Below are 13,107 nucleotides of genomic sequence, written 5' to 3'. Positions count from 1 at the left end.
AGAAATTAATTAAAGGAGCTTGGAAATGATTCGTTTTGCAGAAAAAAAAGACGGTATGGCAGCCGCAGAGTTAATTTTAATTATTTTAAAGGATATGGAGTTAGATTTTCTGAACTATTTCAGTGAAGAAGAGACGAAAAAAGTGATTGCCGATTGTTTTTTAGATCCAACTTATCGCTACAGTTATCGTCGTGGTATTGTCGATGAGATTGATGGGGAAATCGCTGGCGTTGCTTTTGGTTATCCAGCGGAAGATGAGGCTGTGATTGACTTACCACTGATGAATTACTTAAAAGAAAAAGGGATTGAAGAAGATATTAAAATGTTTATTGATCCTGAGACTGTGCCTGGAGAATGGTATCTCGATTCAATCGCGGTAAATCCTGAATTTAGAGGGCATGGAATTGGCTCACGATTAATAGAGTCATTAGATAAATTGGCCCTTCGTGACGGTAAAGAAGTTATCGGCTTGAATGTTGACCAAGGTAATCCTCAAGCCAAACGTTTATATGCGCGTCAAGGATTTCATGATGTTGGGGAAATGACATTGAGCGGACATGTATATGATCATATGCAGAAAAAAGTAGCGCAACCGTCTAAATAGACGACTGCGCTACTTTTTTAGGATGAGAAATTTACTTCAAGATTTGAAGTATTTTCGGGTTGTTTTTTTCGATTGTAAAGCCAGTAATCCATGATTGCTGCAATGCAAATACAAATCGGTGCATCTTTTGGATTGGTAACATCCATCACATAGTAATCTCCGGTTAATAATGTTGCTTTATCCATCCGCATAATCGGTTCATTAAAATGATTGATTTTATATTTATGGTGGTAAATATTTCCATAAACAGCCCAATTTAAATGTTTAATATAATAAAAATCACCAGGCCAATTAAAAATTTTGTGGAGATTACCAACTTTTTCAATCCCAAGATAAATTTCAAACTTGTGTCCAAAAATTACGCTGGCCTGCTTGATGGCAGCAACCACTTCACCTGACATATCGTAAAGGGTCAAAACATTGCCTTTGCGACCCCAGTTTCCGACCATTAGATATAACGCTTTTCCCTGACAATTTTTAATGACGGTTCGGGTAGTTGCGCTGAGTTGTTGTTCTTGAATAAAATATTCCGTCATTTCTATCACCGCTTTTTTGAATTATTCACTAAGAATCTGTTGAATGGCAAGGGCGACGCCGCTTTCTTCATTGGTGGCAGTTTCAAACTTGGCTACTTCTTTAACAGGTAATTCTGCATTACCCATCGCAAAGCTCGTACCAGCATATTTTAACATACTTATGTCATTATAGTTATCTCCAATTGCCATAATCTCGTCTGATGTAAAATCAAACTGTTGAGCATAATGAGCAAGTGCCACACCTTTTTGAGCATTTTTATGATTAATTTCCAGGTTAGTACTGTCAGAAGCAGTAATAGCTAAATCTCCTAAGCCAGCCAAATCTGCAGAGACTTTTTCTAAAATTTCTGCCCCATTTTTATCAAAGGCAATAATTTTTAATACTTCTTCTTGGGTTTTGATAAGTTCTGCCTGAATATCTGGAACAAAATCAGTGTGGAGTTCTTCAATCACATTTGCCACTTGGACAGCTAACTCTTCAGGTGTTAAATCTGGCGCATGATCTAAGACATTTTGATTCAGAAAAGCTTCTCTGACAGCTTGATTTTCAGAATAGACGTGTTCTGCTGTAAATACTTCTGCATAAATGGCTTGATCGTTTAAATGATTTAAGACACTAAAGGCTAAGTCTTGCGGGATAGCTGCTGTATAAACAGTCTCTCTATCTTGATTAACAATTTGAGCACCGTTTAGTAAAATCATCGGCACGCGAATCGCGGTGGGATTTAAAGCCCGTTCTGCGTGGATAATACCTCGGCCGGTAGACGTAATAAATTTTAGACCTTTGTCTAAAGCATTATTGATAGCGGTAATGTTTTCTTCAGAAATTTGCATCTGGTGGTTTAGTAAAGTGCCATCCATATCAGAAGCAATTAATTTAATCAAAATTGTTCACCTAACTTTCTTCTTTTTCATTGATAGTGTACCATATTCTTGATGATGAACCCATAGGTATAAAGGAGCAAAAAAATGGAATTACTATTAGACAATAGTTGGCGTAAGGTTTTATCTGATCAATTTGAGCAGCCATATTTTTTTACGTTAACTAAATTTTTAGAAGAAGAATATCAAACACAAACAATTTTCCCACCACAGAATGAAATTTTTACAGCTTTAAATTTAACACCTTACGATCAAGTAAAAGTAGTGATTTTAGGACAAGACCCTTATCACGGTGGAGGACAAGCGCAAGGTTTGGCCTTTTCTGTCAAAAACGGAGTAAAAATTCCGCCATCTTTAAGAAATATCTATAAAGAAATGGAAACAGACGTGGATATAAAGCCAGCCTCTCACGGAAATCTCATGAGTTGGGCACATCAAGGCGTGTTATTATTGAATACTGTTTTAACTGTTCGAGAAGGGGTTGCTTATTCTCATCGTGGACAGGGTTGGGAGCAATTTACTGACGAAATTATCCGGAAATTAAATCAGCGTGAACAACCAATTGTTTTTATTTTGTGGGGGAAGCCAGCACAAGAAAAAAGCAAAATGATTGATTTACAAAGGCATGCGATAATTTCGGCGCCACATCCATCACCATTATCAGCAAGGAGAGGATTTTTTGGATCTCAACCTTTTTCGAAAACTAATCAAATTTTAAAAAGTTGGGGAGAGCAACCAATTGATTGGGAACTATCTGAAACAGATGAATAATACAACGTTTTCTGTTATATAAGAGAAATTGTTAAAAGGCTTTCTTTGTTTATTCATTAGAATTTTTTTACTAATACAGCAAAATTTTTCTGTTTTTTTCTTATGAAGTGTTGTATGATGTTTGGTGTAAATAATTACTGGAGGGTTTATAACTGTGGAACTATTTGATAGCTTGAAATTTAAGATTGTTCGTCGCAACATTAAGATTGCTTTTCCGGAAGCAACTGATGCAAGAATTTTAGGTGCTGCATCACGTTTGAAAGCCGAAGAACTAATGGAACCCATTTTAGTGGGGAATACAGAAGAAATTACAAAGGCAGCAGATGCTCGTGGTATTCGCGTAGCTAACTTTGAAATCATTGATCCTGATAAATTTGATCGTTGGGATGAAATGGTTGAAAGTTTTGTTGCACGTCGTAAAGGCAAAGTAACAAAAGAACAAGCTGAAAAAACATTAAAAGATGAAAACTATTTTGCAACAATGTTGACTTATATGGATATTACTGATGGTATGATCAGTGGTGCAATTCACTCAACCGGTGATACTGTTCGTCCAGCACTGCAAATTATTAAAACTAAACCAGGAATCAGCCGAACCAGCGGAGCGTTCTTAATGGTTCGTGGTCGTGACCAAGAAAAATATCTATTCTCTGACTGTGCGATTAACGTTAATCCAAATGCGCAAGAATTGGCTGAAATTGCTGCTGAATCAGCAAAAACAGCAGCATTATTCGACATTGATCCAAAAGTTGCGATGTTGAGTTTTTCAACTAAAGGTTCTGCGAGCTCAGAAGAAGTAGACAAAGTAGCAGAAGCAACTAAGATTGCGCAAAGTTTAGCACCAAATGTACCAATTGACGGTGAATTACAATTTGATGCAGCTTATATTCCAGCTGTAGCACAATTAAAGGCACCTGATTCAAAAGTAGCTGGAACAGCAACTGTCTTTGTCTTTCCAGAATTACAATCAGGAAACATCGGCTATAAAATTGCGCAACGTTTTGGTGGGTTTGAAGCAATTGGACCAATCCTACAAGGATTAAACAAACCAATTTCTGACCTTTCACGTGGTGCCAATGAAGAAGATGTTTACAAATTATCAATCATCACGGCAGCACAAACATTAATTGAAGACTAAAATTTGTTTTAAAGAGAAGCTCGTTATTTGGGCTTCTTTTTTTCGTAGAGATTACTTTGCTTCACCGACAGAAATCGTTATACTGTCAAAGAGGAGAGATGTAGATGATTTATTTAGCAGATGTGAATCAAAGTCAAAGACTAGGAGAAATCATTGGTCAGACTGCTGAAGCAAGCGATAATCTTGTGTTAACGGGAGATCTTGGTGCAGGAAAAACTACTTTGACTAAAGGAATAGCATTAGGCTTAGGGATTCAACAGATGGTTAAAAGTCCTACTTATACGATTATTCGTGAGTATCAGCAAGGTCGTTTACCTCTATATCATATGGATGTTTATCGAATTGAATCAGGTGCGGATGATTTAGGTTTAGATGATTATTTTGAAGGTGATGGCTTGTCGGTGATTGAGTGGGGCAAGCAATTAGGGGAATACATGCCGTTAGATTATTTAGAACTTATTTTAAATAAAGTCGATGATAATAGTCGCGAGATAGAATTAGTCGCTCACGGTGTAAAAGGACAGAAATTTGCTGAGCGCATCTTGAATGAATGGGAGAAAAAGTATGGATAATTTTGAAGTAATCATTCGTGAAGCGATTCCAGAAGATGCTGCTGAAATTTTAGCATTCACTAATATCGTTAATCAAGAGACAGATTTTATAGTCGTTGATGAGCTGGGGATTGAGTTGACCGAGGAATTACTTGCGATAAACCTAGAATCTATTTATGAGAGCGAAAATAATATTTTATTAGTGGCAGAAGTTAATGGTATGATTGTCGGTAATGCTTCAGTGAAAGCTAGCTCAGAAGCACCGATTCGACACGTTGGTGAAGTTGGAATGAGTATTTTTAAAGATTTCTGGGGAATGGGTTTAGGTACTATTTTACTAGAAGAGATAATTGCTTGGTCAGAAGAAACTGAAGTAATTTATCGATTAGAATTAACCGTGCAAGAAAGAAATAAACGAGCAATTCATTTGTATCAGAAATTAGGTTTTAAAGAAGAAGCTTCTTTGGAACGGGGCGCAAGAAGTAATGATGGCGAATTTTTGACCGTATTATTGATGAGTAAAATGATAAACTAGCTTAGGCTCATGGCCTAAGCTAGTTTTTATAAAGCTTTAACTAATTTTTTTAGTGGGTGGGTACCAAAATGTTCTGCTTGATATAATAGAATATTAGCACACGCTCGACTATCTTCTAAAGCATCATGGTGGTTATTTAAAGGGATATCTAATTCATCACAGACCGTATTTAGCCGATGATTGTGCATTTCGGGAAACAGCCGCCGACTTGTTTGCACTGTACACAAGGATAAATAATGGGGCTGCGGAATATGATAATAATCCAGACAACCGGCTAAAATTTTTGTATCAAAACCGGCATTGTGAGCGACAATTAAGCGATTTTCTAAATAATAATGTTTAATCTGATCCCAAACTTCTGGAAATTCTGGTGCGTTTGCTACATCTTCTGGTTTAATACCATGAATTTGAATATTTTTCCAGAAAAAATCTGTCTGAGGTTTGATTAAGGTATAATATTCCCCAACTATTTTATCATTTTTTACCATGACAAGTGCTAAAGAACAGGCGCTGTGGGTCTGATAATTAGCTGTTTCAAAATCCATCGCAATAAAGTTCAAGTTGCTTCACCTCTTAAAGAGAAATATCTAATTCCACCGGACAATGGTCGCTACCCGTGATTTCTGTCCAAATTTTAGCATCAATTAATTGATTCTTCAGATCGTCAGAGACAACAAAATAATCAATCCGCCAACCAGCATTATTTTTACGGGCGTTAAAGCGGTAGCTCCACCAAGAATAAACGCCTTCTAAATCAGGATAGAAATAGCGGAAAGTATCAATATAGCCATTATCTAAAAGAATGTTGAATTTTTCACGTTCTTGTGGGCTGAAACCAGCATTTTTTTGGTTGGTTTTCCAGTTTTTTAAGTCAATATTTTCATGGGCGACATTTAAATCACCACAGAAAATGACGGGCTTTTTCGCTTTTAACTGATTTAAGTAATTTAGAAAAGCTTCTTCCCAAGTCATGCGATAATCTAATCGTTTTAACTCGTTTTGGGAATTTGGTGTGTAACAAGTGATTACATAATAATCTTGATATTCTAAAGTAATCAAGCGACCTTCTTGGTCATGTTCTTCCATTCCAAGACCGTAATGAACAGATAGAGCTTCGTGTTTTGTAAAAATAGCTGTCCCAGAATACCCCTTTTTTTCGGCATAATTCCAGTATTGATAATAGCCTGGTAGATCCATTTCAATCTGACCAGCTTGTAATTTGGTTTCTTGCAGACAGAAAAAGTCGGCATCTAATTGGTTAAAAACTTCCATAAAGTTCTTTTTCATAATTGCCCGTAGGCCGTTGACGTTCCACGAAATTAATTTCAAAATGATTCCTCCTGTACGAATTGTCATATACTTATTTTAAACGAAATAATTTTTAAAAGAAAGAAGGAAAACTTAAATGAAAATAGGTGTTATTGGTATTGGTGGTATTGCTCAAAAAGCATACTTACCTACTTATTTAAAGATACGCAATCAAGCAGATTTTTATTTTGCTTCTAGTAATGAAATGACTCGTAAAGCATTAGCAGCGCAATTTGGTTTTAGTGAAGTTTATCAAGATTTAAATGAATTAATGACGCAAGGAATCGAAGCTTGTTTGATTCATGCGGCTACAAAAGCCCATTATCAACTGGCAAAGACTTGCTTGGAAAATAATATCTCGGTCTTTATCGATAAACCTATTAGTGAGAATTATCAAGAAGTCAAGGAATTGTTAACATTAGCAGAAGAAAAAAATCTGATTTTTATGGCAGGATTTAATCGACGTTTTGCGCCAAAAGTAGTTGCGCTAAAGGAAATGCCTAATAAGAGAACAATTCATTTAGAAAAAAATGAAATCAGTCATTCGCTAGCGACTGAATACGGCATTTATGATTTATTTATTCATCTAGTCGACACAGCAGTTTATTTGCTAGATGACGAGATTATAAAAATGACTGGTAAAGTGAAAGAAACTGATGGAATGATGACTTATGCACATATGCATTTATCGACAAAACAAACAGAATGCTTTATTTCGATGGATTTACAAAGTGGTGCCAAATATGAACGTTATCAAGTAACCAATTCAGAAAAAACAGCAATGGTCGAAAATTTGACCGATTATCAAGAAATCAGAGGAAGAGACATTACGATTGAACAGTTTTCCGATTGGGAAATGACCTTGTTTAAACGTGGATTTGAACAAATAGTGGAGCAATTTGTGGCAGCTGTAAAGCATGAATCGCATGATTTAAAGCAAAGAGATGTTCTTTCAAGTCATCGCTTATGTGCTGAATTGTTAGCCCAACATTTTCGTCATACAATTTAATCTGGTGAATTTATTTTGACCATGATAGAATATATCAGATGTCATATGTAAGGGAGCAGAAGACGTGTACCAAATTTTAGAAAAATATCCAGAAATAAAAATTTTAAAAAATGAACCATTAGCAAACTATACTTTTACTAAAACCGGCGGACCTGTTGATTTATTAGCTTTTCCAAAAAACAATCAAGAAGTTCAAAATTTAGTTACCGCTTGTCAAGAAGCGAATATTCCATGGTTAGTTTTGGGAAATGCCAGTAATTTAATTGTCAGAGATGGCGGAATTCGTGGAGTGGTTATTATTTTGACAGAGATGAAAGAAATTTCAGTGTCTGGTGAAATGATCACAGCACAAGCTGGTGCGAAATTAATTGATACAACTTATTTGGCATTAGAAAATAATTTAAGTGGCTTTGAATTTGCTTGTGGCATTCCAGGAAGTGTTGGTGGAGCGGTCTTTATGAACGCAGGAGCTTATGATGGCCAATTGCAAGATGTGTTTTATGATGCAGAAATTTTATTGCCAAATGGTTCTATCGAAACTTGGACAGCTAGTCAAATGGACTTTGCCTATCGTCATTCGAAAGTTCAAGAAAACCCAGTCGTTGTTTTAAGTGCGCGATTTAAATTAGCTAAAGGCGATTATGCTTTGATCCAAAAAAGAATGGAAGAATTAACGGAATTACGCCAGTTAAAACAGCCATTAGAATATCCATCCTGCGGTAGTGTTTTTAAACGGCCAGTTGGTCATTTTACTGGGAAATTAATCCAAGATGCTGGGCTACAAGGCTTGATCTGGGGTGGTGCGCAAATTTCTAAAAAACATGCAGGTTTTATTGTTAATATTAACCAGGCCACTGCAACAGATTACACTGAATTAATTGCCCATATTCAATCTGTCATCAAAGAAAAATTCGATGTGGATTTAGAAACAGAAGTGAGAATTATCGGTGAAGAACCAAAAAAAGAGTCTGAGAATTAATTTCTCAGGCTCTTCTTTTCATTAATCTTAATAAGATGGCTGCGACGGCCGTCGTTAAAATACCAGCAACTACAGCTTCTACAATGCCGCTACCAAAGACAATTCCTAAGATCAAACCTAAAACAGTATTGGCGGCAACCTCCATTGCTTGGGCATAACTATCTTTGAAGAATATAAAGATTAGGCCCATGACTAAAATTGTATTGGTCATAGAACCAACCAATCCCGCTAAGAATAAACTTAAGCCACCAGCTTTTTCATTCAAGATTTTTTGTCCACCTTTATAAACAAAATAAGGGACAATACCAACTAAAATACGTGGAATGACTGCGACGATCAGTGCTCGCCAATCACCATGTCCAGTTAATGGATTGGCAATTAGTGGAGAGAACGCAAAAGACATCGGTGTAATAATAATGGTTGAGCGAATAATGCTCATGACCCCAAAAATCCCACCTAAACTGCCACCGATTTTGGGTCCTAAAACAATTGATGCAATTATTACTGGAACATGCATCGTGGTTGCATTAATCGGACCAATCGGAATAAATCCTAAAGGCGTTACCGCCAAAATAATCATGACTGCTAAAAACATCGCAGTCAAAGCAAAATTTCTGACACTCATATTTTTCATGTTGCTATCCCTTCAAGTTCGATAATACTTCTTCTACAATATCTGAAACTGTCGCTAAAGCGCCACGACCATAATCCCCACATGCTAGCAGAGCTTCTCGTGGTTTAATTTCCTTAAAACCAGCCAAATCAGTTAGAGTCGCTAAATTTTTTTGCATAATCGGATTTTGATACATGTAAGTATTCATTGCCGGTGCAATCAACTTCGGTGTTTCAGGTAAAAGAGCAAGTGCTACTGTTGATAATAAATCATCAGCAATCCCGTTGGCAAGTTTTCCTATTGTATTTGCTGAAGCTGGTGCGATTAAAAATAAATCGGCTTGCTTAGCTAGTTGAATATGATTAATTAAAGCTGGATCAATTTCCTCCATCACGTCCAAATGAACAGGACGGTGAGACAAAGATTGAATCGTAAGAGGCGTGATGAATTTTGTGGCACTGTCAGTCATCACAACATCGACTTGATAGCCTAATTTTGTTAACTCATTGGTTAAATCGGCAGCTTTGTAAGCAGATATACTGCCTGAGACACCTAATAAAATAGTTTTCATTTTGTTTCCTCCGTTACTGCTTGAATAATTAAATCGGCAATTTCTGATTTGGTCTTGGCTTCTTTAACTTTTCCATTTTTATTCAATAAGTAACCATGATGGTTTTCTCCAGAAATTTCAGTTAAATCATTGGCTAAAACAAAATCAGCTTGATTTTTCTCCAGACTGGTTTTAGCGACATTTAATAGCTCTATCATCGGGACGTCAACTAATAATTTAAAACCAACTAAGATCGTTTCTGGTTGGATTTTTTTAACTATCGAAATCACTTTTGGGTTTTGCTTCAAAATGATGACTAAATGATCAGTATTAGAAGAAATTTTCTTTTCAGTTCGACTATCGGCAGCTACTTTTAGAGCATTGGCTAAATCAGTTGGATTTTTTGAAATTGTTTCTTCCAAAGTTTCCATAGTGACAGAATTTTCAGGAGTAAAATCGCTGACCGCCATACTATGAATGACTGCTTGATAAGGATTTTTTTCTAGTAACTCGGTCATTTTTTTTGCTAAATCAGTGGTTGATTCAATCAAATAAATTTTGATATTGTCACCTTTAGGCTGTAACGCTTGTTTCGTTGTAATGTAATCAATTTCTACTTCTTTGGGAAATTTTTCGGCAATCGTTTGACCTAGGCGTCCGCTAGAATGATTAGTAATCGAACGGACATCATCAATTTTTTCAGCCGTTCCACCAGCAGTAATTAAGATACGCATGTTGATTTCCTCCTAATATTGAATAAGACAATAAAATTAAAAAAATGTTTAAACGGATGGCGTATTTAATTCAACGATGGTACGTCCAACGTGAGTACCTGCCAGTAAACTTTCTGCGACATCAGGTAATTTTTCCAAAGTTGTCGTATTGATAGTCAAAGTTTCAGGGACTTGCCAACTGCCTAATTCCTCCCAAACTGGTAGCCGTTTTTCTAAAGGTACATTGACAGAATCAATTCCTAATAAATTGACACTTCTTAAAATAAAAGGCAAGACAGTTGTGTTTAATTTAATTCCAGCAGCATTTCCGCAAAGGGCTAAACTACCTCCATAGCCAACAAAAGGAATTAACTGACTTAATAAATCGCCACCAACAGAATCAATTACAAAATCAAATAACTGTTTACTTAAAGGTCGAGCTTTTTCTGGCAAAAAGCTTTGTGGTTGTAAAACCTCGCTCGCACCTAATTTTTTTAATTCATCGATTTTAGTTTCTTTTCGGCTTAAAGCAATAATATTTTTGATTCCTAATTCTTTTAAAAAATGTATTGCAAAACTACCAACACCACCGGTAGCTCCAGTAACTAAAACACGGCTATCAGAATTTAATCCATGTTTTTTCAAAGCATCCACTGCCAACGCCGCAGTAAATCCAGCTGTGCCAAAAATCATCGCATCTTTTTCACTTAAATTTTTCGGTAAGTGAACCAACCATTCTCCTGGAATAACCGCTAATTGACTAAAGCCACCATCATGAGCAACTCCGATATCAAAACCATTAGCGATGACCGTATCACCAACTTCAAAATCTGGATGATTAGAAACTAAAACTGTCCCAGCTAAATCAATCCCCGGAGTGATCGGGTAGTAACGTAAAACCCCGGTATTATCTCTTGTTGCTAAAGCATCTTTATAATTCACACTGGAATAATTGATGGAAAGTAATACCTCATTTTCTTTTGGTTGTGGTTTTTCAAAATTTTCAATTTGGTACGATACAGTTTGATCTTTGGATACGCGAAATCTTTTATAGGTCGGCATTAGTTGGTGCTCCCTTCAAACAATTTTATACCCTCTATATTAGCGAAAAAAAGACAAAAAGCCAAATGAATCTGCTTTATTTTTTTGTTTAAAAGATTCTCATAAAAGGGATGGTTGTCTTGCATTTTAGGATAATCTTCGTATACTTGAATAGTTGTATTAAACTCTAAGTTTACTAATACCAAACACAAGGAGTAAATATATGAAAATTGGCGAGAAATTAAAAAATTTACGGGTTCAAAAAAATTTGACTCAAGAAGAGCTAGGCGAAAGAACCGATTTATCTAAAGGGTATATCTCACAATTGGAGAATGATGTCTCATCACCTTCAATGGAAACTTTTTTTGATATTTTAGCTGTTTTAGGTGTGACGCCAGAGCAATTCTTTAGTCAAAAAAATGTCAATCAAAAAATTGTTTATTCAGATGAAGAAATGACTTTTTATCATGATGAATCCAATGGTTATCAAATCAAATGGTTGATTCCAGAATCAAATGAAAAAGAAATGGAACCTATTTTGCTAACTTTTGAAAAAAATGGGCAATATAAACAATTTGCACCTTCATTATCAGAGACATTTATTTATGTGTTAGCTGGCAAGGTTACTTTGCAATTTGGCGAGGATGATTACATAGCCAATGCAGGAGAGAGTATTTATTATGAAGCTAGTAAACCTCATCGTTTGCAAAATGCAGCGAATGGCAAAAGTCAGCTATTGATTGTAGCGACAGATTCTTATTTATAGAAGTTAGGAGTGAAGAAATGACAAACACAATTATTTCTTTTAAAGATGTAGTTAAAAAATATGATGATGATGTACCGGTGTTGAAAAAAATCAATTTTGATATTGAGGAAGGTCGCTTTTATACTTTGTTGGGACCTTCTGGCTGCGGTAAAACGACTATTCTAAGAATTATTGCTGGATTTACCGATGCAACTGAAGGTGATATTTTTCTTGAAGGCAAACGGATGAATGATGTACCAGCAAATAAACGGCAAGTTAACACCGTTTTTCAAGATTACGCTTTGTTTCCTCATATGAATGTTTTTGACAATGTTGCCTTTGGTCTAAAAATCAAACGTTTAAATAAAAAAGAGATTGAGAAAAAAGTTTTAGAAGCTTTGAAATTGGTACAGTTGGAAGGCTATGAAAATCGTGAAATCAGCGAAATGTCTGGTGGACAACGCCAACGAGTGGCTATCGCACGAGCGATTATTAATGAACCCAAAATTTTATTATTAGACGAACCTTTATCAGCATTGGATTTAAAATTACGGACAGACATGCAATATGAATTACGAGAATTGCAAAAACGCTTAGGAATTACTTTTATTTTTGTGACCCATGATCAAGAAGAAGCTTTAGCCATGAGCGATGAAATTTTTGTGATGAATAAGGGTAGAATTGTCCAAAGTGGTACACCAGTTGATATTTATGATGAACCGATTAATCATTTTGTCGCTGATTTTGTAGGAGAAAGTAATATTGTCAACGGTACGATGATTGAAGATAATTTAGTAGAATTTGTTGGGAAAAAATTTGAATGTGTTGATGGTGGGATGCGGCCAAATGAATCTGTGGAAGTAGTACTACGACCAGAAGATTTAACTTTGACGACACCAGAAAAAGGGAAGTTAGTTGTAACTGTCGATAGTCAATTATTCCGTGGTGTTCATTATGAAATGAATGGCATTGACTCTGATGGAAATGAGTGGATGGTTCATTCGACCAAAAAAGCTAAAAAGGGTAGTCAAGTTGGTTTGTATTTTGAACCAGAAGATATCCATGTAATGCGTTTCAATGAATCAGAAGAAGAATTTGATGCTCGTTTAGAAAGCTATGAAGATTAGGAGGA

At 35.9% G+C, this 13,107-nt stretch carries 17 protein-coding genes; 9 read left to right on the top strand and 8 right to left on the bottom strand.

Annotated elements, in window-relative coordinates:
* The first annotated feature begins 25 nt into the window (after positions 1 to 25).
* Positions 26 to 604: a GNAT family N-acetyltransferase gene (locus tag ID741_RS14170; RefSeq protein WP_438720379.1), complete on the top strand. Its 579-nt coding sequence runs from the start codon at positions 26 to 28 to the stop codon at positions 602 to 604.
* Positions 605 to 621: 17 nt separating this feature from the next.
* Here ID741_RS14170 and ID741_RS14165 read toward each other — a convergent pair whose 3' ends face one another.
* Both ID741_RS14165 and ID741_RS14160 read right to left on the bottom strand, forming a co-directional pair.
* Complete coding sequence (locus ID741_RS14165; RefSeq protein ID WP_218324527.1) at positions 622 to 1,140, bottom strand: LURP-one-related/scramblase family protein; 519 nt, start codon at positions 1,138 to 1,140, stop codon at positions 622 to 624.
* A 21-nt stretch (positions 1,141 to 1,161) separates the two neighbouring features.
* Complete coding sequence (locus ID741_RS14160; protein WP_438720378.1) at positions 1,162 to 2,025, bottom strand: Cof-type HAD-IIB family hydrolase; 864 nt, start codon at positions 2,023 to 2,025, stop codon at positions 1,162 to 1,164.
* 84 nt (positions 2,026 to 2,109) lie between these two features.
* Between ID741_RS14160 and ID741_RS14155 the strand changes: the two genes are divergently transcribed.
* The 4 genes from ID741_RS14155 to ID741_RS14140 all read left to right on the top strand — a co-directional run bounded on the left by ID741_RS14155 (position 2,110) and on the right by ID741_RS14140 (position 5,017).
* Positions 2,110 to 2,793 (top strand): uracil-DNA glycosylase, encoded by a 684-nt coding sequence (locus tag ID741_RS14155; protein WP_438720377.1) that lies wholly within the window; start codon positions 2,110 to 2,112, stop codon positions 2,791 to 2,793.
* A gap of 154 nt (positions 2,794 to 2,947) precedes the next feature.
* A complete protein-coding gene (gene pta, locus ID741_RS14150; protein WP_218324530.1) occupies positions 2,948 to 3,931 on the top strand; it encodes a phosphate acetyltransferase in 984 nt (327 codons plus the stop codon).
* A 104-nt stretch (positions 3,932 to 4,035) separates the two neighbouring features.
* Positions 4,036 to 4,503, top strand: coding sequence for a tRNA (adenosine(37)-N6)-threonylcarbamoyltransferase complex ATPase subunit type 1 TsaE (tsaE, locus tag ID741_RS14145; protein WP_438720376.1), 468 nt, complete (start codon positions 4,036 to 4,038; stop codon positions 4,501 to 4,503).
* Entirely contained in the window at positions 4,496 to 5,017 is a 522-nt protein-coding gene (locus tag ID741_RS14140; protein ID WP_438720375.1) for a GNAT family N-acetyltransferase, read from the top strand. The genes tsaE and ID741_RS14140 overlap by 8 nt, the downstream gene beginning before the upstream one ends.
* A gap of 26 nt (positions 5,018 to 5,043) precedes the next feature.
* Here the strand turns inward: ID741_RS14140 and ID741_RS14135 are convergent, their stop codons facing one another.
* Both ID741_RS14135 and ID741_RS14130 read right to left on the bottom strand, forming a co-directional pair.
* Complete coding sequence (locus tag ID741_RS14135; protein WP_438720374.1) at positions 5,044 to 5,577, bottom strand: 3'-5' exonuclease; 534 nt, start codon at positions 5,575 to 5,577, stop codon at positions 5,044 to 5,046.
* Positions 5,578 to 5,590: 13 nt separating this feature from the next.
* On the bottom strand, positions 5,591 to 6,346 hold the full coding sequence (locus tag ID741_RS14130; RefSeq protein ID WP_438720373.1) for an exodeoxyribonuclease III: 756 nt from the start codon (positions 6,344 to 6,346) through the stop codon (positions 5,591 to 5,593).
* 76 nt (positions 6,347 to 6,422) lie between these two features.
* Between ID741_RS14130 and ID741_RS14125 the strand changes: the two genes are divergently transcribed.
* Together ID741_RS14125 and murB are read left to right on the top strand one after the other, a co-directional pair.
* On the top strand, positions 6,423 to 7,334 hold the full coding sequence (locus ID741_RS14125) for a Gfo/Idh/MocA family protein (RefSeq protein WP_438720372.1): 912 nt from the start codon (positions 6,423 to 6,425) through the stop codon (positions 7,332 to 7,334).
* 64 nt (positions 7,335 to 7,398) lie between these two features.
* Entirely contained in the window at positions 7,399 to 8,313 is a 915-nt protein-coding gene (gene murB / locus ID741_RS14120) for a UDP-N-acetylmuramate dehydrogenase (protein ID WP_438720371.1), read from the top strand.
* Positions 8,314 to 8,317: 4 nt separating this feature from the next.
* Here murB and ID741_RS14115 read toward each other — a convergent pair whose 3' ends face one another.
* Genes ID741_RS14115 through ID741_RS14100 form a run of 4 tightly spaced genes read right to left on the bottom strand, consistent with a single transcriptional unit; the run spans position 8,318 to position 11,251 of the window.
* On the bottom strand, positions 8,318 to 8,947 hold the full coding sequence (locus ID741_RS14115; protein ID WP_218324537.1) for an ECF transporter S component: 630 nt from the start codon (positions 8,945 to 8,947) through the stop codon (positions 8,318 to 8,320).
* 4 nt (positions 8,948 to 8,951) lie between these two features.
* Positions 8,952 to 9,497, bottom strand: a complete 546-nt coding sequence (gene coaC / locus ID741_RS14110) for a phosphopantothenoylcysteine decarboxylase (protein ID WP_218324538.1) — start codon at positions 9,495 to 9,497, stop codon at positions 8,952 to 8,954.
* Positions 9,494 to 10,210 (bottom strand): phosphopantothenate--cysteine ligase, encoded by a 717-nt coding sequence (gene coaB / locus ID741_RS14105; protein ID WP_438720370.1) that lies wholly within the window; start codon positions 10,208 to 10,210, stop codon positions 9,494 to 9,496. Before coaB ends, coaC begins: the two co-directional genes overlap by 4 nt.
* A 48-nt stretch (positions 10,211 to 10,258) precedes the next feature.
* The gene (locus ID741_RS14100) at positions 10,259 to 11,251 is read right to left on the bottom strand and encodes a YhdH/YhfP family quinone oxidoreductase (protein WP_438720369.1); all 993 of its coding nucleotides are present in this window, start codon (positions 11,249 to 11,251) and stop codon (positions 10,259 to 10,261) included.
* Between the two features lie 202 nt (positions 11,252 to 11,453).
* Here ID741_RS14100 and ID741_RS14095 point away from each other — a divergent pair, with 202 nt between their 5' ends.
* Positions 11,454 to 11,996, top strand: coding sequence for a helix-turn-helix domain-containing protein (locus ID741_RS14095; protein ID WP_218324541.1), 543 nt, complete (start codon positions 11,454 to 11,456; stop codon positions 11,994 to 11,996).
* 17 nt (positions 11,997 to 12,013) lie between these two features.
* Complete coding sequence (locus ID741_RS14090) at positions 12,014 to 13,102, top strand: ABC transporter ATP-binding protein (protein WP_438720368.1); 1,089 nt, start codon at positions 12,014 to 12,016, stop codon at positions 13,100 to 13,102.
* Positions 13,103 to 13,107 lie beyond the last annotated feature (5 nt).

Origin of the sequence: Enterococcus sp. AZ103, from assembly GCF_051714685.1 — a bacterium.
In the GTDB taxonomy this organism is placed as follows: Bacteria; Bacillota; Bacilli; order Lactobacillales; family Enterococcaceae; genus Enterococcus_A; species Enterococcus_A alishanensis.
Note: the sequence above shows the minus strand (reverse complement) of the source record. Positions and strands in the feature narration are given on the sequence as shown.

Excerpts from the sequence above, each read along its gene's own strand:
- ID741_RS14170 (WP_438720379.1), top strand. The coding sequence starts at position 26 with ATGATTCGTTTTGCAGAAAAAAAAGACGGTATGGCAGCCGCAGAGTTA.
- ID741_RS14165 (WP_218324527.1), bottom strand. The coding sequence starts at position 1,140 with ATGACGGAATATTTTATTCAAGAACAACAACTCAGCGCAACTACCCGA.
- ID741_RS14155 (WP_438720377.1), top strand. The coding sequence starts at position 2,110 with ATGGAATTACTATTAGACAATAGTTGGCGTAAGGTTTTATCTGATCAA.
- tsaE (WP_438720376.1), top strand. The coding sequence starts at position 4,036 with ATGATTTATTTAGCAGATGTGAATCAAAGTCAAAGACTAGGAGAAATC.
- ID741_RS14140 (WP_438720375.1), top strand. The coding sequence starts at position 4,496 with ATGGATAATTTTGAAGTAATCATTCGTGAAGCGATTCCAGAAGATGCT.
- ID741_RS14125 (WP_438720372.1), top strand. The coding sequence starts at position 6,423 with ATGAAAATAGGTGTTATTGGTATTGGTGGTATTGCTCAAAAAGCATAC.
- ID741_RS14115 (WP_218324537.1), bottom strand. The coding sequence starts at position 8,947 with ATGAAAAATATGAGTGTCAGAAATTTTGCTTTGACTGCGATGTTTTTA.
- coaC (WP_218324538.1), bottom strand. The coding sequence starts at position 9,497 with ATGAAAACTATTTTATTAGGTGTCTCAGGCAGTATATCTGCTTACAAA.
- coaB (WP_438720370.1), bottom strand. The coding sequence starts at position 10,210 with ATGCGTATCTTAATTACTGCTGGTGGAACGGCTGAAAAAATTGATGAT.
- ID741_RS14100 (WP_438720369.1), bottom strand. The coding sequence starts at position 11,251 with ATGCCGACCTATAAAAGATTTCGCGTATCCAAAGATCAAACTGTATCG.
- ID741_RS14095 (WP_218324541.1), top strand. The coding sequence starts at position 11,454 with ATGAAAATTGGCGAGAAATTAAAAAATTTACGGGTTCAAAAAAATTTG.
- ID741_RS14090 (WP_438720368.1), top strand. The coding sequence starts at position 12,014 with ATGACAAACACAATTATTTCTTTTAAAGATGTAGTTAAAAAATATGAT.